Origin of the sequence: Streptococcus gingivalis (assembly GCF_035544715.1) — a bacterium.
Lineage (GTDB): Bacteria > Bacillota > Bacilli > Lactobacillales > Streptococcaceae > Streptococcus > Streptococcus gingivalis.
In genome coordinates, this window is record NZ_JAYKTO010000001.1 from 294903 (window position 1) to 317458 (window position 22556).

25 protein-coding genes are annotated in these 22556 nt (G+C 41.8%); 22 read left to right on the forward strand and 3 right to left on the reverse strand.

All coding sequences use genetic code 11. The features are described from left to right. The first annotated feature begins 110 nt into the window (after nucleotides 1–110). The 17 genes from uvrB (at nucleotide 111) to SM122_RS01455 (ending at nucleotide 14658) form a co-directional block, all read left to right on the forward strand. Entirely contained in the window at nucleotides 111–2099 is a 1989-nt protein-coding gene (uvrB, locus tag SM122_RS01375) for an excinuclease ABC subunit UvrB (RefSeq protein WP_324737732.1), read from the forward strand. Between the two features lie 12 nt (nucleotides 2100–2111). Further along, nucleotides 2112–2609: a GNAT family N-acetyltransferase gene (locus SM122_RS01380; protein ID WP_324737733.1), complete on the forward strand. Its 498-nt coding sequence runs from the start codon at nucleotides 2112–2114 to the stop codon at nucleotides 2607–2609. A gap of 93 nt (nucleotides 2610–2702) precedes the next feature. Next, entirely contained in the window at nucleotides 2703–3326 is a 624-nt protein-coding gene (locus SM122_RS01385) for an NAD(P)H-dependent oxidoreductase (RefSeq protein ID WP_324737734.1), read from the forward strand. A 103-nt stretch (nucleotides 3327–3429) separates the two neighbouring features. Beyond that, complete coding sequence (locus SM122_RS01390; RefSeq protein WP_003007526.1) at nucleotides 3430–3783, forward strand: hypothetical protein; 354 nt, start codon at nucleotides 3430–3432, stop codon at nucleotides 3781–3783. A gap of 182 nt (nucleotides 3784–3965) precedes the next feature. Then, entirely contained in the window at nucleotides 3966–4400 is a 435-nt protein-coding gene (locus SM122_RS01395) for a hypothetical protein (RefSeq protein ID WP_070665345.1), read from the forward strand. Between the two features lie 634 nt (nucleotides 4401–5034). Continuing rightward, the gene (locus tag SM122_RS01400; protein WP_176745564.1) at nucleotides 5035–5502 is read left to right on the forward strand and encodes an 8-oxo-dGTP diphosphatase; all 468 of its coding nucleotides are present in this window, start codon (nucleotides 5035–5037) and stop codon (nucleotides 5500–5502) included. A 153-nt stretch (nucleotides 5503–5655) separates the two neighbouring features. After that, complete coding sequence (locus tag SM122_RS01405) at nucleotides 5656–5796, forward strand: hypothetical protein (protein ID WP_003001697.1); 141 nt, start codon at nucleotides 5656–5658, stop codon at nucleotides 5794–5796. Next, on the forward strand, nucleotides 5793–6497 hold the full coding sequence (locus tag SM122_RS01410) for an ATP-binding cassette domain-containing protein (protein WP_125826934.1): 705 nt from the start codon (nucleotides 5793–5795) through the stop codon (nucleotides 6495–6497). The genes SM122_RS01405 and SM122_RS01410 overlap by 4 nt, the downstream gene beginning before the upstream one ends. Before the next feature lie 3 nt (nucleotides 6498–6500). Continuing rightward, a complete protein-coding gene (locus SM122_RS01415) occupies nucleotides 6501–7598 on the forward strand; it encodes a hypothetical protein (RefSeq protein WP_125826935.1) in 1098 nt (365 codons plus the stop codon). An 83-nt stretch (nucleotides 7599–7681) separates the two neighbouring features. Beyond that, on the forward strand, nucleotides 7682–8086 hold the full coding sequence (locus SM122_RS01420; protein ID WP_125826936.1) for a PaaI family thioesterase: 405 nt from the start codon (nucleotides 7682–7684) through the stop codon (nucleotides 8084–8086). Further along, a complete protein-coding gene (locus SM122_RS01425; RefSeq protein WP_324737736.1) occupies nucleotides 8061–8831 on the forward strand; it encodes an HAD family hydrolase in 771 nt (256 codons plus the stop codon). Before SM122_RS01420 ends, SM122_RS01425 begins: the two co-directional genes overlap by 26 nt. 109 nt (nucleotides 8832–8940) lie before the next feature. Beyond that, on the forward strand, nucleotides 8941–9276 hold the full coding sequence (locus tag SM122_RS01430) for a zinc ribbon domain-containing protein YjdM (protein WP_009731127.1): 336 nt from the start codon (nucleotides 8941–8943) through the stop codon (nucleotides 9274–9276). A gap of 43 nt (nucleotides 9277–9319) precedes the next feature. Then, nucleotides 9320–9955 carry a Pr6Pr family membrane protein gene (locus SM122_RS01435; protein ID WP_324737737.1) on the forward strand — a complete coding sequence of 212 codons (636 nt, stop codon included), beginning with the start codon at nucleotides 9320–9322 and terminating at the stop codon, nucleotides 9953–9955. A 262-nt stretch (nucleotides 9956–10217) separates the two neighbouring features. Then, complete coding sequence (gene pyrR, locus SM122_RS01440; RefSeq protein ID WP_003001719.1) at nucleotides 10218–10736, forward strand: bifunctional pyr operon transcriptional regulator/uracil phosphoribosyltransferase PyrR; 519 nt, start codon at nucleotides 10218–10220, stop codon at nucleotides 10734–10736. Between the two features lie 46 nt (nucleotides 10737–10782). Next, a complete protein-coding gene (locus tag SM122_RS01445; protein WP_118095215.1) occupies nucleotides 10783–11706 on the forward strand; it encodes an aspartate carbamoyltransferase catalytic subunit in 924 nt (307 codons plus the stop codon). A gap of 124 nt (nucleotides 11707–11830) precedes the next feature. Further along, nucleotides 11831–12922 carry a carbamoyl phosphate synthase small subunit gene (locus tag SM122_RS01450; protein WP_024055662.1) on the forward strand — a complete coding sequence of 364 codons (1092 nt, stop codon included), beginning with the start codon at nucleotides 11831–11833 and terminating at the stop codon, nucleotides 12920–12922. Continuing rightward, nucleotides 12919–14658, forward strand: a complete 1740-nt coding sequence (locus SM122_RS01455) for an ATP-binding protein (RefSeq protein WP_324737738.1) — start codon at nucleotides 12919–12921, stop codon at nucleotides 14656–14658. Before SM122_RS01450 ends, SM122_RS01455 begins: the two co-directional genes overlap by 4 nt. A 250-nt stretch (nucleotides 14659–14908) precedes the next feature. Here the strand turns inward: SM122_RS01455 and pepT are convergent, their stop codons facing one another. Genes pepT through SM122_RS01470 form a run of 3 tightly spaced genes read right to left on the reverse strand, consistent with a single transcriptional unit; the run spans nucleotide 14909 to nucleotide 17705 of the window. Continuing rightward, nucleotides 14909–16129 carry a peptidase T gene (pepT, locus tag SM122_RS01460; protein WP_155169695.1) on the reverse strand — a complete coding sequence of 407 codons (1221 nt, stop codon included), beginning with the start codon at nucleotides 16127–16129 and terminating at the stop codon, nucleotides 14909–14911. Nucleotides 16130–16131: 2 nt separating this feature from the next. After that, nucleotides 16132–16953, reverse strand: coding sequence for a Cof-type HAD-IIB family hydrolase (locus SM122_RS01465; protein WP_125826941.1), 822 nt, complete (start codon nucleotides 16951–16953; stop codon nucleotides 16132–16134). After that, on the reverse strand, nucleotides 16950–17705 hold the full coding sequence (locus SM122_RS01470) for a LexA family transcriptional regulator (RefSeq protein ID WP_031577084.1): 756 nt from the start codon (nucleotides 17703–17705) through the stop codon (nucleotides 16950–16952). The genes SM122_RS01465 and SM122_RS01470 overlap by 4 nt, the downstream gene beginning before the upstream one ends. Nucleotides 17706–17900: 195 nt before the next feature. Here SM122_RS01470 and SM122_RS01475 point away from each other — a divergent pair, with 195 nt between their 5' ends. From SM122_RS01475 to SM122_RS01495, 5 genes are all read left to right on the forward strand, one after another. Then, complete coding sequence (locus tag SM122_RS01475) at nucleotides 17901–18338, forward strand: GNAT family N-acetyltransferase (RefSeq protein ID WP_195326822.1); 438 nt, start codon at nucleotides 17901–17903, stop codon at nucleotides 18336–18338. 66 nt (nucleotides 18339–18404) lie between these two features. Then, nucleotides 18405–20231, forward strand: coding sequence for a translation elongation factor 4 (gene lepA / locus SM122_RS01480; RefSeq protein WP_009731117.1), 1827 nt, complete (start codon nucleotides 18405–18407; stop codon nucleotides 20229–20231). A gap of 308 nt (nucleotides 20232–20539) precedes the next feature. Then, nucleotides 20540–21184 (forward strand): hypothetical protein, encoded by a 645-nt coding sequence (locus tag SM122_RS01485; RefSeq protein ID WP_049488064.1) that lies wholly within the window; start codon nucleotides 20540–20542, stop codon nucleotides 21182–21184. 84 nt (nucleotides 21185–21268) lie between these two features. Then, entirely contained in the window at nucleotides 21269–21763 is a 495-nt protein-coding gene (locus SM122_RS01490) for a YkgJ family cysteine cluster protein (protein ID WP_003001664.1), read from the forward strand. After that, nucleotides 21763–22452 (forward strand): YjjG family noncanonical pyrimidine nucleotidase, encoded by a 690-nt coding sequence (locus SM122_RS01495; RefSeq protein WP_324737739.1) that lies wholly within the window; start codon nucleotides 21763–21765, stop codon nucleotides 22450–22452. The genes SM122_RS01490 and SM122_RS01495 overlap by 1 nt, the downstream gene beginning before the upstream one ends. Nucleotides 22453–22556: the final 104 nt, after the last annotated feature.

The window sequence follows — 22556 nt, forward strand, 5'->3', positions numbered from 1 at the left end:
GACCGGAACTTTAGCCTGGTCTTTTTCTATGTGAGGATTCTCAACTCAAAAGTCAGAGAAATATCGTCTATTGTGGTAAAATAAGGGAAGTATAATCAAAGGAAGAAAGTATGATTAATCGAATAACTGACAACAAATTTAAACTGGTATCCAAATACCAACCGTCCGGGGACCAACCGCAGGCCATTGAGCAGCTGGTGGATAACATCGAGGGTGGTGAGAAGGCGCAAATCCTGATGGGAGCGACTGGTACGGGGAAGACCTATACCATGAGCCAGGTCATTGCCCAAGTTAATAAACCGACCTTGGTCATTGCCCACAATAAAACCCTAGCGGGCCAGCTCTATGGGGAGTTCAAGGAATTTTTCCCTGAAAATGCGGTTGAGTACTTCGTATCTTACTATGATTACTACCAGCCAGAAGCCTATGTGCCGTCGAGCGATACCTATATCGAAAAAGATAGCTCGGTCAATGATGAGATTGACAAGCTTCGTCACTCCGCAACATCAGCCCTCTTAGAGCGCAATGATGTGATCGTTGTGGCTTCTGTTTCTTGTATTTACGGTTTGGGTTCGCCTAAGGAATATGCCGATAGCGTGGTGAGTCTGCGTCCTGGTCTAGAAATTTCTCGTGATCGTTTGCTCAATGACCTGGTGGATATCCAGTTTGAGCGCAATGACATCGACTTTCAACGGGGCAAATTCCGTGTTCGTGGAGATGTGGCCGAGATTTTCCCAGCTTCGCGCGATGAACATGCCTTTCGGGTTGAGTTTTTCGGGGATGAGATTGAGCGGATTCGTGAGATCGAAGCTCTGACGGGCCAGGTTCTGGGAGATGTGGATCACTTGGCCATTTTCCCAGCCACTCACTTCGTGACCAATGATGACCATATGGAAGTGGCCATTGCCAAGATTCAGGCTGAACTTGAGGAGCAGTTAAAAGTCTTTGAAAAGGAAGGGAAGTTGCTAGAAGCTCAACGCTTGAAACAGCGTACTGAGTACGATATTGAAATGCTACGGGAGATGGGCTACACCAATGGCGTCGAAAACTACTCACGTCATATGGATGGCCGGAGTGAAGGAGAGCCTCCTTACACCCTTCTTGACTTCTTCCCAGAAGATTTCCTCATTATGATCGATGAAAGTCACATGACCATGGGACAGATCAAGGGCATGTACAATGGAGACCGCTCGCGCAAGGAAATGCTGGTCAACTATGGTTTCCGTTTGCCATCTGCCTTAGATAACCGGCCACTGCGTCGTGAGGAGTTTGAAAGCCATGTCCACCAGATTGTTTATGTGTCTGCGACACCAGGTGACTATGAGATGGAACAAACCGATACCGTCATCGAGCAGATCATTCGTCCGACAGGTCTACTCGATCCTGAGGTGGAAGTGCGTCCGACCATGGGACAAATGGACGACCTCTTAGGTGAGATCAATGCGCGTGTAGAACGTGGAGAGCGGACTTTTGTCACCACTCTGACCAAGAAGATGGCAGAAGACTTGACCGACTACTTTAAAGAAATGGGTGTTAAGGTCAAATACATGCACTCGGACATTAAAACCTTGGAGCGGACGGAGATTATTCGTGATTTGCGTCTGGGTGTCTTTGACGTCTTGGTCGGGATCAACCTTCTTCGGGAAGGGATTGACGTACCGGAAGTGAGTCTAGTTGCCATCCTCGATGCTGATAAGGAAGGCTTCCTTCGTAATGAACGCGGCCTCATTCAAACCATTGGTCGTGCTGCCCGTAATAGTGAGGGTCACGTCATCATGTATGCGGACACCATGACCCAGTCTATGCAAAAAGCCATCGATGAAACAGCCCGTCGTCGGAAAATCCAGATGGCTTATAATGAAGAGCATGGCATTGTCCCACAAACTATCAAGAAGGAAATCCGTGACCTCATCTCTGTTACCAAGGCTGTGGTCAAGGAAGAGGATAAGGAAGTGGATATCACCAGTCTCAACCGTCAAGAGCGCAAGGAACTGGTCAAAAAACTGCAAGGCCAAATGCAAGAAGCCGTCGAAGTGCTTGACTTTGAACTAGCAGCCCAAATCCGCGATATGATGTTGGAAGTCAAGGCTTTGGATTAGTAGGAGGGAAGAATGAAAATTATCATTAAAACAATGGAAACTCCTGAAGAGATAGAAGGAAAATCTCTCGTTCATTGGCAAACGTGGAGAGAGGCTTATGACAATCTTTTACCCGCGGAATATCAGGAGACGATGACATTAGATAGATGTCGTTTCTTTAGTCAAAAGTATCCAGAAAATACCTTGATTGCGATGGATGGAAAGAAGGTCGTTGGATTTATAAGCTATGGAAATTTTTGTGATGAAGCCATTCAAGCTGGTGAAATCATCGCCTTATATGTTTTAAAAGATTACTATGGAAAAGGTGTGGGTAAACAGTTAATACATGCTGCATTTGCTGTTCTCGATCATTTCTCTGAAATTTATTTATGGGTATTGAAAGATAATAAGCGAGCCATTGCTTTCTATCAAAAAATGGGTTTTACTTTTGATGGTCAAGAAAAAATACTTGAACTTGGAAAACCTGTTAAGGAGTTGCGGATGATATGTTCTTCAAATAAAAATTCCTAAAGGACGTATCTATCTATCTTTAAACCATTATCAATTAATCAAGTAAAAAAATAAAAGAGATAGAATGAACCAAAGAGATGAAGGAGAAGACGAATGAAAATTTTAGTCATCAATGGACACCCAGATAAGGAAAGTTACTGTCAGGCTATTTATCAAACCATTGTCGAAACTATTGATCCAAATCGTCACGAGCTTAAAGTGATCAGTCTCAATGAAGAGGACTTCGATCCTGTCCTTCGCTATGGCTATCGAAAGCGGATGGAGGAAGATTCCTTTATCCTTCATTCTCAGGAATTAATCCAATGGGCGGATCACCTGATCTTTGTCTATCCTATCTGGTGGAGTAGTATGCCGAGCCTTCTGAAAGGTTGGATTGATCGGGTCTTTACACCGGGGATTGCCTACTCAGCCAATGATCAGGGAAGCTTTATCTGGAATTACCTCAGAGGCAAGCAATTCAAGAAGTTGCTCAAAGGGAAAACGGCTAGTATTTATGCGACCTCTATGGCGCCTACTTGGTGGTACAAGATCTTTTCAGGCCCTCTCAACATTCCTGATAGTTATGGCATTTCTGTCTTAAAGAATGCAGTTTTGAACCACTGTGGGATTAAAACCAAGCGCGTCTGCATCTTGGGAGAGGTTGGACGGGATGTGAACACCGCTAGCATGCGGGAACAGCATTTCCAAAAGGTCGCAGCAGAAGTGAAGAAACTTTGATCAGAGATGGGAGACTACTGATAAGTTAGTGTCTTTAGTTGTATTTTGAATAGGTTTTAGTTAAACTATTAATATAATTTATAAAACATAGGGATGATTCAATATGCTGCTATTTATCTATATGATCTATGTCGTTCTTTCACTATCCAAAATGAAAAATGAAGGAAAAAGGGTCTCTATTTTTACTAAGGTAATTGTTTACGGCCTATTGATTCTCTCTTTGTTTATGTTCTATTTCAGATTTTTGGCATTTTTATTTAGTCCATTGCCATTTTTTGGCTTTCTAGCGGCTCTTGCTATTGGAGGTATGATGCTATCTCTTAAACTAGTTATTGCCCTTGCTTTGCTTTTGTTATCTCTTAGCCTATTCTTAGATAGCAAAAATAGTAATCCGGAAACGCCTCTCATTGATCATTGGCTACGGTTGGCAGTCCATATTCTGTTGATCTTTATTTAAGGGAAAAACTCCACTTTCAACCTTGAAAGCGGAGTTTTTTTTGTCCTTAGAAATTAGTAACCCACCAGAAATGGAAGTGAAAATTCTCAAATGAGGGTATCCACTCAATGCACATTGACGAACCTCTGAATTAACTTTATAATATAGTTAGTTACAGCATTTCTAAATAAGGAGGCTTCTCTATGCTTAAGCGGTTAAATGGTTTTAAAATGTTTTATTTATTCTCTCTAATTTTTTTAGTCATTGAATTACTATTGGTTGTTTTTGGTCTATCCTTTATTCCGATTCTCTGCAGTTTGTGGTTTGACTCTCTGTTTTTCGTATTATTTTGCCATATTTGGAGCAACTTTTATAAAAAGAGTGGAGCTGAATCGGTTCATGCTTTCTCATTCATTTTTAGTTTCATTTTTACTTTATTTTTTTGGGGTTTTCTATGCCTGTCCTTTTCCGATAATGAAAATACTATGATCCCTCCAATCTATCATAGTGCGGAAATCCAAGGGAATTATGTTGAAATTCCCCATGGGGTGATCCCTATAAGAAGTCGTGATTACTATGAACTAGTCAATCCTTTTATTATGAAAATAAAAGCGAAATATAGTGATGAAGGGTACTAATCAGAAAGTTGTTTTTTCTTATTCATTATTTCATCTATCTCATTTGTATGTACAGATTACGGTTAAGATTGTCATTAGGAACCAAGAGAATGTAGAAAGTATTTTTAAACTTTTGCTGTTTTTTCCCGTAAGGGATAGAAGTATAATGAAAAAACAAAGCAATGGTATAAATGAGCTTCAATCATGTAAAAGTGACTAAATGTGTTTTTTATTGTATTATATCTCCTATTTTTTGTGATTTGGATTGGACAGATATATTTGCAAAGTTTAGGTTTATCGTTTATTCATTTTTTGTTGAACAAATGGTTTTCTTTACTATTTATCACTATATTTTTTCACCCATGGTTTTTTTATAAAAAAGGTCATTTAAAGAAACTCATACCTTTCTCCATTTCCTAACTGTTATAGTTGGATTTGGTATTTTTATGGTTAGTTTCGCGATATTTCAGGTAGCCTCAACTGTTGAATTTTCAATCATGAACTATCGTTTGGAAGGTGATGTAATTTTTTTATACGAACAGCCTTTATTGCAATTCCCAGCTTACCATGAATTAATCAATCTCTTTGGCACGAAGAAAGAAATAGAGAAGAAAGTTTATATTGATTAATTGTCAATATCATAGAAAGGAAATATATGTCACGTACAACGCCTACTATACTGTGCAATCTTTGCATGGTCGAAGATCTTGAAAATAGGAAAGTAGTCCTCCAATACCGCTCACCTGAAAAGACTCACTGGGCTGGCCATGCTTTTCCAGGTGGCCATATCGAGGAAGGAGAAAGTCTTGCTGAATCCGTCATTCGTGAAGTCTACGAAGAGACAGGACTGACAATTGCAGATCCAAAACTGGTTGCAGTCAAAGACTGGGAGCCAGATGAGGGAGGACGCTATATTGTCTTTTGCTACAAAGCAACAGAATTTACAGGCCAGCTCAGATCGTCTGAAGAAGGAGAAGTTTCTTGGGTTGAGAAGGACCAATTAGAAAAGTTGGACTTATCCTACGACATGCTTCCTCTGCTGGAAGTGATGGAAGACCCAGATTTGTCCGAGTACTATTATCGTAAACGGACAGATGATGATTGGGAAAAATTAAGATTTTAAGCAAAGGGCTAGAGGTATCTAGCTTTTTTGCTTGTAAGGTAAAAGAAGTAAGAATATTCCATTCGCGCTTGAATCTGCTCAGAAAAAGTACTATAGTATAAGCATAAAATACAATTGTAATCTTTCATACTGTGAATAGAAAGAAGGCAAGATATGAAATTACAATTTAGAATCCTTATAGGAATTTGCTTCTTGATCGGTGCCTTAGTCTTTGCCTTTCAAAAGGAATGGTTGTACGCTTTGCTGTTGCTTTTAGTTGGGGCTTCTTACCTTTATAAAGGAGTGCGTCGATGAAGAGTGAGTGTTTAAACATCAAGGGGTTAAACGTTTGGTATAAAAAAGATAAGCCCATTATAAAAGATACGAATTTGTTTGTACCCAATCATTCTGTAGTAGGGTTGATTGGTCGAAATGGAGCAGGGAAGACAACCTTGCTAAAAGCTTTAAGTAGTGTCTTTGATCATCGGCAGTATGCAGTTGAGACTGTTACCATAGAAGACAAGGCAACCTCTTTTCATACGAATTTCTATAAGAGCCGTACCTATACAGTTTTTACTGAAAACAATAGTTTTTTAAACTGGGATTTTGTTCATTATTTTAATTTTGTCTGTCGTTTGTATCATCGAAAGAGAAATGAAACGTTATTGCAGGACCTGATCTCAGGCTTTCGTTTTGAAGAATTTCTCAACACCGACATTGGTAGTTTGTCAACGGGAAATAAGAAGAAAGTCTTCTTGATCACAGCTTTTTATCTCAAACCTCCCCTCCTTATTTTGGACGAACCATTTGATGGCCTTGATTTTGATGCGACAGAATTTCTATATGGTTTGCTATTGCAGTATAAAGAAGAAGGCTCTATCCTGATGAGTTCGCATATCGCAGAGAGTATCGTTCGGGTGTGTGATACAGCTTATTCTATTGAAGATGGTCACCTAGATGCAATCGAATCGAATTTAGAAGATTGGTTTCATGACGTCAATCGTCAGAGGGGGTAGAGCATGCTACTAGCTATTTTTAGAGATGTGGTGTCCAAAAATCGGATCTTCTTGTTCTTAACTTCCTTAGCCTTTGCTCTTTATTACCATCTTGTTGGTGCAAAATTTTCTACAAGCTTTCAAGTCTTGCTGATCAGTACGGCTATTGTTACTGCTCTATCAACCTTTCAATTGCTGTATTCCTACTTTTCGATGGAGAGGGTCCAGGCCTACTACCAGCTTCCTTTGTCTCTCAATCGTTTTAAAGGGTCATTTCTGACGGTAACCTTTCTTCTCAATTTACTAGAGCGCGTGCTGTTATTGATCCTCTTTTTAGGAGTCAGGTTAGACCTGCTACAATCCTTTAAGCTCGTCCTCCTTTCTTTACTGGTGGTATTGAGTGTGTTTTATATCTTTATCCAGTTCAATACCAGGCCTAGTTTTCTAGGAGGAGTACTCATTTCTGTAACGACTGTTCTCACAGTATCTTCTTTATGGGTCCAACAAGTGTCCTATATGATCTTACTTTCAGCCTTCATTGCTGTCTTTATTTTTAAAAATGAGGACTTGATCGCGATTTCAAAACATGATCAGTTACTCGTCGCAAAGAGAAGAAGCGGCAATTATTTTTGGATTTCCTTGTTTCAAGAGCGCTATTTTTCCATCAATTTTGTCTTTACCCTCATCTTCCTCTTACTCATTCTGATACAGGATTATGAGGCTCCATTAAAAATCATCATTCTTTTAACAATTGCTTCTGTCAATACGCCATTAACCACTCTCATTTCTGTTGATAAAGATTTGATCGATCATGTCAAGTCCCTACCTAAGAGTCGGTTCTTTTACCTGATGTATTACCGTGTATTGCTGACTTATTTCTTAGCTGTGAATCTATTTGTTGCTCTATTATTAAAAATGGTGGTCATGCCTGACTTGGGGATTCTATTTTTACTAGGAGTCATGATTCTAGCAGTAGTGGAAGCTGTTTTGCACTTACTTATTGAAATCTATTTCCCTTTAAGAAAATGGAATTTAAAGAGGGAATGTTGGAAGCACCCACGAAAATACATTGTTCCTAGTATCGTCTTCTTACTTAGTTGGAGTCTCCTTTTCTGTTTCTAAGGAATTGCTCCTTCGCTTGTATCTAGATCTTAATTGTAGTATGATAGAGGAGTTGAAAAGATGCTAAAAAAGGTGGCAAGTATATGAAAGATTTTCACTTTGATGCAATTGCTGCATTTGAAAATTACGAAATCGAAAAGATGAGAGATGGCCATGTAGTGGTGACAACCAAGGTCGTGGAATCATCGCTCAATTATTATGGAAATGCGCATGGAGGCTATCTCTTTACCCTGTGTGACCAAATCAGTGGTTTGGTCGTGGTTTCTCAGGGGGTCGATGGTGTGACCTTGCAATCCTCGATTAATTACTTGAAAGCAGGGCGCCCAGGAGATGTCCTCACGATTCACGGGGAATGTGTCCACAGTGGACGGACGACTCGAGTTGTGGATGTGGATATTACCAATCAAGAAGGTGTCAATGTCTGCAAGGCAACCTTTACGATGTTTGTTACGGGAGTGAGAGATGAATCCGCACAAGTACGCATTTAAAAATTATATTTTTGATTTTTATGGAACCTTGGTCGATATCGAAACCGATGAGTCGAGTCCAGTCTTGTGGGAGACCATGTCTCAGATCTACCAGTCTTATGGGGCTCATTATACAGGAGAAAGCCTGAAAGCACGCTATAAGGAGTTGGTCCAGCAAGCTGAGGAAAGTATCGCTAAGCAAAAAAAGGTCACTTATCCGGAGATAGACTTGACTGTGATTTTCGTTCAACTCTATCTAGAGAGTCATCCAACAGGAGCCAGTGTTCATCATCTTAAAGAGTGGGGACGCTTGATTGCTCGGACCTTCCGTGTCCTCTCTCGCAAACGATTGGAGCTCTATCCGCACACGAAAGAAGTCTTAGAAGATATGAAAGCTACAGGGTGTCGGATCTATCTCTTATCCAATGCGCAAGCGGACTTTACCAACCCAGAGATTGATCTGGTTGGCTTGAGAGAGATTTTCCACGACATTTATCTGTCGTCTGATGCAGGGATTCGCAAACCTCAGCGCGAATTTCTCATGAAAGTCATCAAAGACCACCAGTTGAATCCTGATAAAACAGTCATGGTAGGGAATGACTTCACTACAGATGTGGCTGTAGCGAAAAGCATCGGCATGCAAAGTATCTTGATCAATACCTTCCCCTACTCGGACGAAGAATTACAGAATAGGAGCCAAGCAGGCGTGCGGGTGATTCGAGACATTCAGGAATTGCAAGAAGATAAAGGTGATCATCAATTTTAGGAGGCCAAGTTGCCTCTTCTTTTATTGACAATGCTACAATAGAACGGAATTTGTCAAATTTTCCCTTTCATGGTATACTATGGGAGTTAATTTTGATAAGGAGATTGAAATGAATAACTTACCAAACTGTCCAAAATGTAATTCGGAATATGTCTATGAAGATGGTGCCCTCTTAGTCTGTCCAGAGTGTGCTTATGAATGGAACCCCGCTGAAGTCGTAGAAGAAGAAGGTGTTGTAGCGATTGACGCCAACGGGAACAAATTGGCTGATGGCGATACGGTCACCTTGATCAAAGACTTGAAAGTGAAGGGCGCACCAAAAGATTTGAAACAAGGAACGCGCGTGAAAAACATCCGTATCGTCGAAGGCGACCACAACATCGATTGTAAGATTGATGGCTTTGGCGCAATGAAACTCAAATCAGAATTTGTCAAGAAAATCTAAAGATAAGAAGAAGGGCCTAGCCCTTTTCTTTCAGGAGGATACTATGAAATTCAAACTATTGTTTAGCTATCGTTTTCTATTGTTTATCTTGAGTGTGATCGGCGTTTATCTGCAACTGACCAAACATGGTGGCTTTGGGATGATGCTCTATTACACCATTTTGTCCAACATGTTGGTCATGTTCTTTATGGGGGACATGGTCTGGCGCATGCTTCGTGGTCGTTCGACCCAGACTCAGGGCTATCTTCGTTTAAAAGGTGGTGTCACCATGTCTATTATGATTACCTGTGTCATCTACCACTTTATGCTAGCACCCATCGCGACACCTGAGAAGTTTTACCGCTTGGAAAACTTCCTCTGTCACTACATTGTTCCCTTGATGTTCTTCTTTGACACCCTGGTGATTGATAAACCAAAACAATACCATAAGTCGGATCCATTAGCTTGGACCCTGCTTCCCTTGCTCTATATGGTCTTTTCTCTTCTCAACGGTTTGGTCCTTAAGTGGCCAGTTCCAGGTGCCAAAGACAGTCCTTTCCCTTATTTCTTTATCAATGTCAACAAATACGGTTGGGCTTTTGTGGGCAAATGGGTGGTGATCATTTTTATTGCTTACCTCTTGGCTGGCTATGTGCTCTATGGGATCAAAAATATCAAGCGAAAATCGGCTGTTTCTTAGTAAAAACCGAACGTTATTCGGACGAAAAGTCATGTTTTTAAATTTTTTTGAAAAATGTTGAGTTTTTTCTTGCATGTCGTTTGAAACTGTGATATAGTTATCTCAATTAAATAAATCCTTTAATCCTGTCCCGTGAGGCAGGCAAGGAGACTGTGAAAAACAATGGCTAGGACCATAGGGCGAGACTCTATCCTCTTAGACCATTCATTTGCTGAACCTCCTTGAAAAAGGAGGTTTTTCTTTTACAACTAAGGAGGACTGAATGAAAACCAAAGAAGTCGTTGATGATTTGACGATGAAACGGGCCATTACCCGGATCACCTACGAAATCATTGAACGAAACAAAGATTTGAGCCAGATTGTGCTGGTGGGGATCAAGACGCGTGGTGTTTACATCGCTCGCCGGATCCAAGAACGCCTCTCTCAGCTGGAACAAATCGATGTCCCTGTAGCAGAACTAGATACCAAGCCTTTCCGAGATGACATGAAGGCGACTGAGGATACGACGGTCTTACCAGTTGATATCGCTCATAGAGAAGTCATTTTGATCGATGATGTCCTCTATACAGGTCGCACGATTCGCGCTGCCATTGACAATCTGGTCAGTCACGGTCGTCCTGCTCGAGTGAGTCTTGCGGTTCTCGTCGACCGTGGGCATCGGGAGTTGCCGATTCGTCCGGACTTTGTTGGGAAAAATATCCCGACAAGTAAGTCAGAGGAAATCATTGTCGAGATGGTGGAGCTAGACGGTCAAGACCGCGTCCTCATCAAAGAAGCTTAAACAAATTGTAAATTATTTGCATTCACATTATAAAAGGAGAATCAACATGTCTGAAAATCAAATCGCTCTTAAAAACCTTGTCTCAATGGAAACTCTTACCAATGAAGAAGTAATGGCATTGATCAAACGTGGGATTGAGTTCAAAAACGGAGCTAAAGCATCCTACGAAGACCAACACATCATCTCTAACCTTTTCTTTGAACCTTCAACTCGTACCCACAAAGCCTTTGAAGTGGCAGAGTTGAAATTGGGATGTGATCTCCTTGACTTTGATGTGAAGACAAGCTCTGTGAACAAAGGGGAAACACTTTACGATACCATCTTAACCATGTCAGCTCTTGGAGTAGATGTCTGTGTCATCCGTCACCCTGAAGTCGATTACTACAAAGAATTGGTTAAAAGTCCAACGATCACTGCATCTATCGTCAATGGTGGGGACGGTTCAGGTCAACACCCAAGCCAAAGCTTGCTTGATTTGATGACCATCTACCAAGAATTCGGTCACTTTGATGGCTTGAAAGTTTGTATCGCTGGGGACTTGGATCACTCACGTGTGGCAAAATCAAATATGCAAATCTTGAAACGTTTGGGAGCAACCCTCTACTTTGCAGGTCCAGACGAATGGAGAAGTGCGGAATTTGAAGACTATGGAACCTTCGTCACTATCGATGAAGTCATTGAAGATGTAGATGTGATGATGTTCTTGCGTGTGCAACACGAACGTCATGATTACGAATCACTCTTCTCTAAAGAAAACTACCATCGTCTTCATGGCTTGACTCAAGAACGTTATGACCGTATGAAAGATACTGCGATCTTGATGCACCCAGCACCAGTGAACCGTGACGTTGAAATTGCGGACCACTTGGTAGAAGCTCCTAAATCACGCATCGTAGAACAAATGACCAACGGTGTCTTTGTCCGTATGGCCATCATTGAAGCCGTCCTTAAAGGTCGCGGAGCAAAATAAGATAACTGACAATTTATTGAAAGGAAAGAAAGAGGACAGAGTAGAGAGCTACATGGAATCTGACTTTCCTTTTTTTGAGGAACTATGATAAAATTGGATTAGTGTAAAAGAAGGGAGGGGTTCGATGAAACGATTATTGGTCCTAGAGGATGGGACTGTATTTGAAGGGGAAGCCTTTGGTGCAGACTTATATGTGACTGGTGAGTTGGTCTTTACGACAGCCATGACAGGCTATCAAGAATTGATCACGGATCAGGCTTTTAGTGGCCAGATCCTCTCTTTTACCTTTCCAGTTATTGGCGCAACAGGGATCAATCGGGACGATTCTGAATCCATTACACCCACTTGTTTAGCAGTAGTCGTTCAGCATTTGGTGGAGATGCCAAGCAATTGGCGGCAGCAGATGACCTTGGATGAATTCTTGAAGCGAAAAAAAATCCCTGGTATTGTAGGGATTGATACGAGACAGGTGGCAAAAATTGTCCGCAAGTATGGACGGATGAAGGCGACTGTCATTAACAAGGGGGATTCGATCGAGCATATCTTGGATCAGTTGCGAGCAACGGTCCTTCCCAAAGACCAAGTGCGTCAAGTTTCTACAAAAACGGCCTATGCTGTACCAGGTTTTGGAAAGAGTATTGCCTTGATTGATCTAGGGGTCAAGCACTCTGTCTTACGCCAGCTGAGTCAAAGGGACTGTAATGTGACAGTTTATCCCTATGATATCTCTTATGATGAACTGATGGAACAGCAGCCCGATGGAGTTATTTTATCCAGTGGGCCTGGCGATCCCCATCAGGTGAAAAAACTCTGCCGCTTGATCAAAAAGCTCAATGGTCAGATTCCAATCTGGGGTATGGGCTTGGGAGCACAGGTATTGGCTCAAGCTTACGGGGCTGAGCTAGCTCCCATGGAAGTTGGGCATTTCGGTTTAAATATTCCCGTCCGTGAAATTGCGACAGGGAAAATCGAGATAACGAGTCAAAATCACTTGTATAGTATCGCACGCGATAGCCTACCCCATGATTTATTGGTCACGCATGAAAACGTCAATGACCATAGTATCGAAGCCTTTCGTCATCGTTACCAACCGATTTTAGGGGTTCAATTCCAAGTGGATGCGAGTCCAGGGCCAAGGGAAAATCTCTATTTTTACGATGAATTTTTAGAATTGATTGATGCCAAAATTCACGAAAGTAGGAGGGAGAAGGAATGATGAAACAAAACCAGAAATTGCTTCTCTTATGCGGAGATTCTTATCAGGATATTAGCCTCTTGGCTGCGGTAAATGAAGCACAAAAACTCAATGCCAAGGATGGGAATGCTCTGGTCCTTTATCTGGGCGAAGAAAATACTATCACCCAAGAAGCTGGAAAACAGGTTGTAGTCAGTAAGCTTAAGCTGGATGCTCTTAGGACGATTCTTCTTTCTTATACTCGATCTCGCTTGCTCCTAACCTTTGCGGATAAACAGATTTTGAACCTCTTGTTTCGATTGGAAGAAACTGGATTTTTCAAAGACGCATCGATTAGAATTATCGGACCGAGCCTTCAACGCTACCGCACCTTTTATCAGCAGGCGGATCAACGACGCCTCTTTCAAGAGTTGGGCTACCAGGTACCCGCTTCCGCACTGGTTGGTTCTGTTCGAGAAGCCATTGAGTTTTCTGAAGGCATTCAATTTCCCATTATGATCTGGCCGGTAGCGAGTAAGCAAGGGCAGGGGAGAAAGATTGCTCATAACCTGGATGATCTGTGCGAAGCAGTAGAAACGGGACTTTCGGTCTCTCCAAGTCAGCAGTGTTTGCTAGAATTTTCGACCTATGGCTTTAAGGAATTGGATTTTGTGGTCATGCGCGATCGCGAAGACAATCACTACCTGGCAGCCTCTATTGAAAGCATTGATCCTGTCGGGATCCACTCTAGTGACTCTTATCAATTTATGCCAGCTGTCACCCTGACTGACCGGGAGTTTCAAAATCTTCGTGAAGCAGCGATCCACGTCAGTCGCTATTTGAAGCTGACAGGAGCCATTTCGATCAAGTTTGCTTTAGATCCGACGAGCTATGCTTTTTATATCCTAGAAGTGAATCCATTTGCTTCAGACAGTATCTCGATGGCCTCTATGGGCTTGGGCTATTCCTTGTTTGAGCAAGGAGTAGAGCTGCAATTGGGGCGATCTCTCGAGCATTTGCCTCATCCATTATTACAGGATCTAAAGGCTGTCTATGAACCCAGTCTAGACTATATTTTCTTTAAGATTCCGATCTTTTCAGATGCTGCACAGAATGCTCGTCTCAATACCCAAATTCACTCTTATGGGGCAGTTTATGGATTTGGAAAGAGGATCGATGAAGCTTACCAACAGGCCTTAGAAACCATTAAAGATAAAAAAATACTGACTGTCTTTCCTGAAGAAATGAGCGATGATGAATTAATCCAAAAAATAGCTCGTCATATGCCCCATCGGCTCTTCTATATCTTAGAGGCTTTGAAACGTGGTTTTGAGTTTGAGGAACTCTTGGATTTAAGTAAATTAGCACCGATTTATTTGCAGGTCCTTGCCAACCTTGTAGCGATGGAAAAAGCAGCAGAAGTTGCAACAAGTCCAGCATTTCTTCCGGTTGAGCCATCAGCTGGCTTATATGAGGTAAAAGAAGGGGTGGCCTATTATCTGACCCAAAATGGGACCAATGAATCATTCGGGTTGGATGCTGCGTGTATCTTGGTGGATGATCTAGAAATTCGAGACCCAAGTTTTTACCAAAAGGTACGAAAGAAGGAGCAAGAGTTAAAAGAAAAAGGACAACAGGTGATCATACTCACCAATCGTCCTTTTACAGAATCTTTGGCAGATAAAGTCTATTATCTTCCTATCAATGAGACAAGCCTTAACCTAATTCAGACCATTGATCAGGTCAAAGATATTGTCAAGCTTTCTAATCTACAATAAAGGATCCGGACAATCAATCCGAATCCTTAGATTGAAAATAAAATTATATTTTAAAACTTTCCTTAGGTGAGTACGGACGTCAGCGAACTTCGAAGAAGTTCCATGACTTAGTTTTGAGCCTGAGGTCTCAAAACTCCCGAGTGCTAGAAACAAGTGTGTTTCTAGCACTTTTCTCACAGCGGAAAGTTTCGGTACATTCTCAATGATATTTAAAGGATTTGGATGTATAATCCGAATCCTTTTTTGTTTCTTATTTTTTGGTCACAATACCGATAATGGTATCAACTGCGCGTTCCATGGTTTGGAGGCTTACGTATTCAAAGCGACCATGCATATTTTCACCACCGGCAAAGATGTTTGGTGTAGGAATTCCCATAAAGGAAATTTTAGACCCATCTGTACCACCGCGGATCGGTTCAATGATTGGAGTGATGCCAAGATCTTCCATGACTTCCTTAGCAAGGGTAATCGGCGTCATATCTTTTTCAATCACTTGCTTCATGTTGTAGTACTGATCTTTGAGGGTGAGGAGAACGCGTTCGCTACCGAGCTCCGCATTCATCTGATCCGCAATAGATGTCATGAGGTCTTTGCGTTTCTCAAAGCTTTCAGTTTCAAAGTCCCGAATGATGTAACTTGCACTTGCTTCCTCAACAGTTCCTTCAATGTTCATCAAGTGGTAGAAGCCTTCATAGCCTTCGGTTAATTCAGGACGTGCTCCTTCAGGGAGTTTGTTATGGAAATCAATGGCCAATTGAAGGGCATTGATCATTTGACCTTTGGCTGTACCTGGGTGGACATTGCGTCCTTTGAAGGTGATTTCAGCTCCAGCTGCTGAGAAGGTTTCGTATTGAAGCTCCCCAAGAGGACCGCCATCAACCGTATAGGCAAAGTCTACATCAAAATCTTCTGCATCAAATTGATCTGCACCAACACCGATTTCTTCATCTGGACCAAAGCCGACACGGATTTCTCCGTGTTTGATTTCAGGATGAGCTGTCAGGTATTCAATAGCTGTCATGATTTCAGCGATACCTGACTTATCGTCTGCACCCAGAAGAGTAGTACCGTCCGTCGTGATCAAGGTTTGGCCTTTGTAGTTGTTCAAATGAGCAAAATCAGCTGGATCCAGTGTGAAACCAGAGTTACCAAGGGCAATGACACCTCCATCATAATTCTCAACGATTTGTGGATTGACATTTTCTGCATTGAAGTCAGCGGTGTCCATGTGAGAGATAAATCCAATCTTGCGCGTAAAGCTTGGATCATTAGCTGGAAGCGTTCCAATGGCATAGCCATTTGGTAGGTAGTAGACATTTTCAAGACCTACACGTTTCATCTCAGGGATCAAGACGTTGGTTGCAAAATCAACTTGTGATTGGGTACTTGGAGTGGTTGTAGAATTTTCGTCTGAACGTGTGTTAACCTTTACATAGGTAATAAAACGGTCCAACAAATTTTGGTATTTCATGATCATTCTCCTTTTTCAGTTTCAATTAATTTGTGAATAGCATGGGCCACGCCATCCTCATCATTGGTCAGGGTGATGAAGTCTGCGATTTCTTTGACAGCAGCATTGCCATTTCCCATAGCGACGCTGTAACCAGCAAAACGTAGCATTTCAAGGTCATTATTGGCATCTCCAAGAGCCATGACCTGGTCTCTCCTGTAGCCTAATGTTTGGCTTAATGCTTGAAGAGCAGAAGCCTTGCTCGCGCCTTTTGGCAGGATTTCAAACAGGATATCCTGTGAACGAACAGTGTTAAAATCGGCCTCTAATGCAGCCTCGTTCTGAGCTTGGAAGTCATCGATAGCAGAAGGATCTCCTACATACATGGCTTGAAAAATAGGAACAAGGTTGGGCAGATCTTCTTCAGAGACAGGTGTCGGTTTACTATTAACAATACCCGCATCCATCGTGACAAGTTCACTGGCTTCAGGTGCGACTACTAGGTAGTGATCCATGTCAAATAAGGTTAGCTGGACATCTGTATCTTCCGTCAAAACATGCAAGCGGTGCATATCCTCAAGGCTCAACTCTTCCTTGCCAATGATTTCCCAATTCTTAGTCGACAAGGTTGTACACCCGTTATTGATAATCATATAGTAGTTACCATCTGGAAGTCCAATCTCTTCAAAGATAGGACGGACCCCCGCTAAGGGGCGCCCCGTACAGATCACAATGTCATAGCCGGCTTCATGGGCCCGGTGAAGAGCTTCAATATTGCCTTTAGAGAGAGTCTTATCCTCATGCAAAAGAGTTCCATCCAAGTCAATCGCAATTAATTTAATCATTTGATTTCCTCCAAATCAAGAGGCACAAAGCCATCAATCACTTTTCCAATCACCCCAGGTTCCTCATCTAGTGGAATGATTTGATCACTATATTTCTTATTGAGGGAAACCAGTCGAATACCGTTGGCCTCACGAAAGACACGTTTGATCAACGTTTGCCCATCAAAATCAATGGCATAAATAGCCCCTGCCTGATCATAATAGGTTTGCTTGATTAACACAACAGCCCCTTTTTCGTATTTAGGCTCGAGGGAATCCGTATGAATCCAAAAAGCCAAATCGTAAGGAATCTTTTGATCAAACCAGACGATATCAGCTTGCTTTTGATTTTGGTAAGCTGCAAAAGAATCATAGACAGAATAAGAGTGGTATTGCTTTTCAATCTTCTGTCTTTCTTTCTGATGGGTCAAGAGACTCTTTCCATAAGAAAGAAGATTTTCTTGATTTCCTTCATCGAGCTGTTTGTATAATCGTTCAATCTCAGAATCAATGACCACAAAATCATTGCGCAATCGAGGGTCAATTTCAGCAACCGCTACCTGGAAAAAGGCTGCAATCTTCTCCAAATTTTCAGGAACGGGAAGAGAAGTTCCTTTTACATATCCAGTCAGGGTACTTGCAGGGATTCCAGTAATACGAGATAATTCGATCTGCTTTTTTCCTTGTTCTTTCAGTAATTCTCTGATTTTTTCCGATATAATCCGTAATGCCTCTTTGTCTTGAGGGCTTGCTTTTCCACGACCTCTGGCCAACGTACTCACCTCCTTGTATTTACCCTTACTATTATAATGAATTAAATCGAAAAAGTAAATAGAAATCCCTGAGAAATGCGAAAAAAGATGAATTTGATCTAAATCGGATTTTCATTTTAAATTTTATCAGATATTCCTTTACTTTTTGAGGAAAAAGGTCTAAGATAAGAGCAAAGAGTTCATGGAGGTGGAGCTATGATTCGTAGCGTTCAAGTCAAAGATGCAGGTCAGATTAGAGATTTATGTCACCAAGCATTGGGGTATGATTCGACCCTTGAAAAAGTGGCAGCTCAGATTGATAAATTTAATTCGCCAGATTCGGATCATTTTTGCTTTGTTTATGAAGAGGAACAAACAGGCCATATTCTTGGTTATGTGGAAGCGGAAGTTTATGAAAGTCTCTATAGTGACGCTGGTCTAAATGTTTTGGGACTTGCTGTTTTCCCTTCTGCTCAAGGACGTGGGATCGGTCGCCAATTGATGGAGCGAGTTGAAGAACTTGCCAAAAGCAAGCATTATGCTTTTATCCGTTTAAATTCTGCCTCTCATCGAAAAGAAGCTCATGTCTTTTACGAACGGATTGGATATGAGGGGAATAAAACACAGAAGCGATTTTTGAAAATAATGAATTAAGATAGGCAAAGGCCTATCTTTTTTGTTATAATGAAGAGTACGATTAAATTTACTAGGAAGATGATTATGCCAAATTTTGAAGAATTAAAAAAACGACAAGAGAAGATTCGGAACTTCTCGATCATCGCCCATATTGACCATGGAAAGTCAACCTTGGCCGATCGAATTTTAGAAAAAACCGAAACCGTGTCTAGTCGGGAGATGCAAGCCCAACTCCTAGACAGTATGGACCTAGAGCGGGAACGTGGGATTACCATCAAGCTGAATGCCATCGAGTTGAACTACACGGCTAAAGATGGGGAAACCTATATCTTTCACTTGATTGACACACCAGGACACGTGGACTTTACCTATGAGGTTTCGCGTTCGCTCGCTGCCTGTGAAGGTGCCATTCTTGTGGTGGATGCCGCTCAAGGGATTGAAGCCCAGACTCTAGCCAATGTCTACTTAGCGCTGGACAATGATTTGGAAATCCTGCCAGTAATCAATAAAATCGACTTGCCAGCTGCAGATCCAGAACGTGTGCGCACAGAAGTAGAAGATGTCATCGGCTTGGATGCTAGCGAGGCAGTCCTAGCCTCTGCCAAGGCTGGTATTGGGATTGAAGAGATTTTGGAGCAGATCGTTGAGAAAGTTCCAGCACCGACGGGTGATGTTGAAGCACCTCTTCAAGCCTTGATCTTTGACTCCGTTTATGATGCCTATCGTGGGGTAATCCTTCAGGTCCGAGTGGTCAATGGAATGGTTAAACCAGGCGATAAGATCCAACTCATGAGCAATGGTAAGACCTTTGATGTCACAGAAGTTGGAATCTTTACTCCTAAAGCAGTTGGACGTGATTTCCTTGCGACGGGAGACGTTGGCTATATTGCGGCCTCTATCAAGACCGTTGCGGATACCCGTGTCGGGGATACGGTGACCCTAGCGACCAATCCAGCAAGTGAGCCACTACATGGATACAAGCAAATGAATCCAATGGTTTTTGCTGGTCTTTACCCGATTGAATCTAACAAATACAATGATCTTCGTGAAGCCTTGGAAAAATTGCAATTGAATGACGCCAGTCTTCAATTTGAGCCCGAAACGTCTCAAGCCCTCGGTTTTGGTTTCCGTTGTGGTTTCTTGGGACTTCTTCATATGGACGTTATCCAAGAGCGCTTGGAGCGCGAGTTCAACATTGACTTGATCATGACAGCTCCGTCTGTTATCTACAAGGTTAATTTGACAGATGGAGAAGCACTGGATGTCTCCAACCCGTCTGAGTTTCCAGATCCAACCAAGATCGCTTCGATCGAAGAACCGTATGTCAAAGCACAAATCATGGTGCCACAAGAGTTTGTCGGGGCTGTCATGGAATTGGCTCAACGGAAACGCGGTGATTTTGTGACCATGGATTACATCGATGAAAATCGGGTGAATGTCATCTATCAAATCCCACTTGCGGAAATTGTCTTTGATTTCTTTGATAAATTGAAATCTTCTACTCGTGGCTATGCAAGCTTTGATTACGAGTTGTCTGAATACCGTCCTTCTAAATTGGTCAAAATGGATATCCTTCTTAATGGGGATACTGTCGATGCCCTCAGCTTTATCGTTCACAAGGACTTTGCCTATGAACGTGGGAAATTGATCGTTGAGAAGCTCAAGAAGATTATCCCTCGTCAACAGTTTGAAGTGCCTATCCAAGCAGCTATCGGTCATAAGATCGTGGCCCGTACAGATATCAAGGCCCTTCGTAAGAACGTCTTGGCCAAGTGTTATGGTGGTGACGTCTCACGAAAACGCAAACTTCTTGAAAAACAAAAAGCTGGTAAGAAACGGATGAAAGCGATCGGATCTGTAGAAGTACCACAGGAAGCTTTCTTATCTGTCTTGTCAATGGATGAAGAATAACAATTAGAGAGTGGGACAGAAATTGGTAATTCGTTAGAATTCGATTTCGTCGTCCCACCTCCGCACAGTTGAGTAGGGCTGTAAAAACTGATGAAATCAGCGTAGTAGAGCCCACTCAACTACTGCGTCTTGCTCGACAATCCAAAAATAATTGAGAGGCTAGGACTTTTGTCCCAGCCTTTTGTTTTAGGTTCAAAAGAAATAGACTGAATAAGAAAGGTTCCATCAGATGTGACACTTATCCTATTTTAAAATACCCACATTCATGGTAGACTAGAAGAAAGAAACCGTTCTCAAGGAGGTTGAGTATGAAACACAAATTATTGGTCACATCACTGATGATTCTTTCTGCCTGCACATTAATGGCTTGCAGTCACACCACTAAAAAGGACACAGCAGCTTCTTCTACAAAAGAAAGTAGCAGCAAAGTCGAAAAGAAAACAAGCAGCTCATTGTCAAAGGATACTTCTTCTACAAAGAAAAACACATCCAGTCAAGGAACCAAGCGGATTGGAAATGCAGATTATGGTTACATCGATATTCCAAGTAAATGGATCAAGTTCACGGATATCGATGGGACAGAAGCTGTCCAGTATACGGATGGTAGTGGCTATAATATTGTCACCTTGGACAGCTTTACGCGAGAGAAGGCAAAAGTCCCAGCTGATATTGAATTTAATGCAGAATTTTTAGCCAAGAAACTGGCTGTTATGTGGCAAGATAACCAGGATGTTGGAAAGATGACGGGAGCGCGGACTAAAGTCGCAGGTCTGGACGCTTACCAGCTTCAAATTGTCATGAAATCCGGTCAATACCTGATTACTTGGATCTTCCAGAAGGGTGAAAAAGTTTATACCATTTCTTTTGAAGGGGATGCAGAAACCTTGAAAACTTTTATCCCATACATCGAAGACACTTGGAGCCTAGACGGAACAGGCGCTGTAACGGATTAATCAAGTGAGATAGATCTCAGGATCTATCTTTTTTTAGAGTCTTTGTGGTATAATCTTTCTATTGTTTAGAAGAGGAAATAGAGGATGACACAGGAAATTGATATTGAAAAATACCATCAGTTAGCTCTCCAAAAGCAAAAGGAGCACCGCAAGGTATTGGCGAATCTCAAGAAGAAACCACCTAAGAATTTAGATAAAATAGCGCAAGAAATCCACGATGAAGTTTTCCAAGAAATCGACTGTACGGCTTGTGCCAATTGCTGCAAAACCTTAGGGCCCGATTTTAAGGAAGCCGATATCACACGGATCGCCAAATATTTCAAGATGAAGCTTCCTGCCTTTGAGGCAGAATTTCTTCAAGTTGATGAAGATGGGGACAAGGTTTTTAAATCCATGCCTTGTCCTTTCTTGGGGGGAGATAATCTCTGTTCGATTTATGATGTTCGGCCTAAAGCTTGTCGGGAATTCCCTCACACCGATCGCAAGAAGATTTATCAGATCAACCATCTGACCATCAAGAATACCCTCACCTGCCCTGCGGCTTATTTATTTGTAGAAAAATTGAAGGATCGTTTGTAATGGCATATACATTTTTACTTTTTGATTTGGACCATACTTTGTTGGACTTTGAATCTGCTGAAGAAACAGCCTTGACGCAGATGTTAGAAGACATGAATTTTCCAGATGTACAGGCCTTTAAGGATTATTACAAACCCATGAACCAAGGGCTCTGGAAGGATTTGGAACAAAAGAAGTTAACCAAGCAAGAGCTAGTGGATAGTCGGTTTGCGATCGGGTTTGCCCACTTTGGGATTTCTGTTGATGGGGCTGAGATGGCTCTTCGCTACCAAGATTACATCAGTCTTCAGGGGCAATCTTTCCTAGGTGCGGAGGACTTACTGGCCCGACTTGAAAAAGCAGGTTACCAGCTCTATGGTGCAACGAACGGAGTGACTGCCATTCAAGAAGGACGCTTGGCTCATTCAACAATTGCTTCTTATTTTATAGAGGTCTTTATCTCTGAGCAACTTCATACTCAGAAACCAGAACCTGCATTTTTTGACAAAGTTGGCCAACTGATTCCAGGTTTCAGCAAGGAAGAGACCCTTATGATCGGAGATTCCTTGACAGCGGATATCGCAGGAGGAAATGCTGCAGGGATTGATACCGTCTGGTATAATCCTGATCGTAAGGAAAATACTAGCCAGGTAGTACCGACTTATACCGTTAGCAACTATCAAGAAATCGCCGATTTACTACTAAAATAAAAAATTTTAAATACTGTCAAGTTTTTTTCTTGACAGCTCTATAAAATGTGTTATAATAGATCATGTGCTAAATAGCTTGTCTATTTCACCGAAAATTAAAATAT

What these genes read in the sequence shown, in the direction of transcription:
- SM122_RS01490 (WP_003001664.1), top strand. Translation starts at nt 21,269, where the DNA reads ATGACACAGGAAATTGATATTGAAAAATACCATCAGTTAGCTCTCCAA.
- SM122_RS01485 (WP_049488064.1), top strand. Translation starts at nt 20,540, where the DNA reads ATGAAACACAAATTATTGGTCACATCACTGATGATTCTTTCTGCCTGC.
- SM122_RS01455 (WP_324737738.1), top strand. Translation starts at nt 12,919, where the DNA reads ATGATGAAACAAAACCAGAAATTGCTTCTCTTATGCGGAGATTCTTAT.
- pepT (WP_155169695.1), bottom strand. Translation starts at nt 16,129, where the DNA reads ATGAAATACCAAAATTTGTTGGACCGTTTTATTACCTATGTAAAGGTT.
- SM122_RS01430 (WP_009731127.1), top strand. Translation starts at nt 8,941, where the DNA reads ATGAATAACTTACCAAACTGTCCAAAATGTAATTCGGAATATGTCTAT.
- uvrB (WP_324737732.1), top strand. Translation starts at nt 111, where the DNA reads ATGATTAATCGAATAACTGACAACAAATTTAAACTGGTATCCAAATAC.
- SM122_RS01445 (WP_118095215.1), top strand. Translation starts at nt 10,783, where the DNA reads ATGTCTGAAAATCAAATCGCTCTTAAAAACCTTGTCTCAATGGAAACT.
- SM122_RS01400 (WP_176745564.1), top strand. Translation starts at nt 5,035, where the DNA reads ATGTCACGTACAACGCCTACTATACTGTGCAATCTTTGCATGGTCGAA.
- SM122_RS01405 (WP_003001697.1), top strand. Translation starts at nt 5,656, where the DNA reads ATGAAATTACAATTTAGAATCCTTATAGGAATTTGCTTCTTGATCGGT.
- SM122_RS01395 (WP_070665345.1), top strand. Translation starts at nt 3,966, where the DNA reads ATGCTTAAGCGGTTAAATGGTTTTAAAATGTTTTATTTATTCTCTCTA.
- SM122_RS01390 (WP_003007526.1), top strand. Translation starts at nt 3,430, where the DNA reads ATGCTGCTATTTATCTATATGATCTATGTCGTTCTTTCACTATCCAAA.
- SM122_RS01495 (WP_324737739.1), top strand. Translation starts at nt 21,763, where the DNA reads ATGGCATATACATTTTTACTTTTTGATTTGGACCATACTTTGTTGGAC.
- SM122_RS01435 (WP_324737737.1), top strand. Translation starts at nt 9,320, where the DNA reads ATGAAATTCAAACTATTGTTTAGCTATCGTTTTCTATTGTTTATCTTG.
- SM122_RS01420 (WP_125826936.1), top strand. Translation starts at nt 7,682, where the DNA reads ATGAAAGATTTTCACTTTGATGCAATTGCTGCATTTGAAAATTACGAA.
- SM122_RS01465 (WP_125826941.1), bottom strand. Translation starts at nt 16,953, where the DNA reads ATGATTAAATTAATTGCGATTGACTTGGATGGAACTCTTTTGCATGAG.
- SM122_RS01380 (WP_324737733.1), top strand. Translation starts at nt 2,112, where the DNA reads ATGAAAATTATCATTAAAACAATGGAAACTCCTGAAGAGATAGAAGGA.
- SM122_RS01410 (WP_125826934.1), top strand. Translation starts at nt 5,793, where the DNA reads ATGAAGAGTGAGTGTTTAAACATCAAGGGGTTAAACGTTTGGTATAAA.
- SM122_RS01415 (WP_125826935.1), top strand. Translation starts at nt 6,501, where the DNA reads ATGCTACTAGCTATTTTTAGAGATGTGGTGTCCAAAAATCGGATCTTC.
- SM122_RS01475 (WP_195326822.1), top strand. Translation starts at nt 17,901, where the DNA reads ATGATTCGTAGCGTTCAAGTCAAAGATGCAGGTCAGATTAGAGATTTA.
- SM122_RS01450 (WP_024055662.1), top strand. Translation starts at nt 11,831, where the DNA reads ATGAAACGATTATTGGTCCTAGAGGATGGGACTGTATTTGAAGGGGAA.
- pyrR (WP_003001719.1), top strand. Translation starts at nt 10,218, where the DNA reads ATGAAAACCAAAGAAGTCGTTGATGATTTGACGATGAAACGGGCCATT.
- SM122_RS01385 (WP_324737734.1), top strand. Translation starts at nt 2,703, where the DNA reads ATGAAAATTTTAGTCATCAATGGACACCCAGATAAGGAAAGTTACTGT.
- SM122_RS01425 (WP_324737736.1), top strand. Translation starts at nt 8,061, where the DNA reads ATGAATCCGCACAAGTACGCATTTAAAAATTATATTTTTGATTTTTAT.
- lepA (WP_009731117.1), top strand. Translation starts at nt 18,405, where the DNA reads ATGCCAAATTTTGAAGAATTAAAAAAACGACAAGAGAAGATTCGGAAC.